The following is a 1,084-nucleotide window of genomic DNA, read 5'->3' as shown; positions in this document are numbered from 1 at the left end:
CTCCGACGAGACGAGCGCTACCAGCAAAGCCCGCCGTCCGAAGGGGTCAAAATTGGACGCCGATGAGGGGTCAAATTTGCAAGCCGATTGACACCTATGGCCCTAAGAACTTCCACCTGCATCCGCATGAGCTGGTGGCGTGTCAATAGAATGCGACGGCGATACGCTTTTCCTTACGCCAGACCACCGCACACCGGCGCAGGTCACCGTCCGGAATGACGGTCAGCACGAAGTCGTCGGGAATCTTTCCATCTCCAACAATATCCAGGGCGGCACCGTATGCGGAGATGCTGCGAATCACGCAATCTGCTTTTGAACGGCCGAAGCTGATTGAGCCTGACTTTGGGATGCGTGTCGAATGAGAACCTTTCTGCTCCATAATTTTCTCCGAGTACAGGGTTCACACCGAAGAGCACAAATCGATTGTCGATCGGGCCCCCTTGCCGCCAATGCGAGTTCGTCAAAATCTTAGGAGCGGATCCAATCTCAATGCCCCTGAAATAAATGCATTAAAAATATCATATTAAATATATAAATTAAAAGAAGAAGATGCACAAATAAATTATATTAAGCTGGCGCTTGGAGGTTGAATGAGCGGACGCGCAAGGACTTGCGTTTGCTGGAATTTTAGCGCCGATTGCTTTTGGTGCTCATCAAAGTGCCTACGCCATAGGCATTTGATCCAAGCGATTTTTAAATCGCTCACACAGCTGCTGGCTATTTATTTCGATCCCACGAGGCCACGTTGCCTTTGTTGATTTCGGCGGCCGGCGACGGGGCCGACGTGGGTCGATGCCATTGCTGACACCGCGCTTACACGAATACGGCGGAGGCAGAGATCCCGCAGGGCGGAGCCGAAGGCATGCTGGTCATGGCAGGGCGGAATAACCGAATGAGCGAATAGCGCCCCCGCAGTCGTCGACGGAGATCGGCCGCGCTAATGATGGCGGCCGATCTGACTATTTTATCGAACGACTAACTTCCGGAATTGACCCAGGCCGTTCTCTAATTCCGGGCGTGAGGTCAAGCTCTCCTTGAACATCCTTGCCGGGTCCATGGTTCTCTCCGCGGTAGGGGCGTGCCC

The 1,084-nt window shown here is 53.5% G+C and carries 1 protein-coding gene; it reads right to left on the bottom strand.

From position 1 onward, the window contains the following. Nucleotides 1–142: 142 nt before the first annotated feature. Complete coding sequence (locus YU9_RS48640; RefSeq protein ID WP_156952382.1) at nt 143–379, bottom strand: PilZ domain-containing protein; 237 nt, start codon at nt 377–379, stop codon at nt 143–145. Between the last annotated feature and the right edge of the window lie 705 nt (nt 380–1,084).

This window comes from Bradyrhizobium sp. WSM1743 (genome assembly GCF_000473065.1).
In the GTDB taxonomy this organism is placed as follows: Bacteria; Pseudomonadota; Alphaproteobacteria; order Rhizobiales; family Xanthobacteraceae; genus Bradyrhizobium.
This window is presented reverse-complemented; position numbering and strand designations above follow the sequence as displayed.

Excerpts from the sequence above, each read along its gene's own strand:
- YU9_RS48640 (WP_156952382.1), bottom strand. The coding sequence starts at position 379 with ATGGAGCAGAAAGGTTCTCATTCGACACGCATCCCAAAGTCAGGCTCA.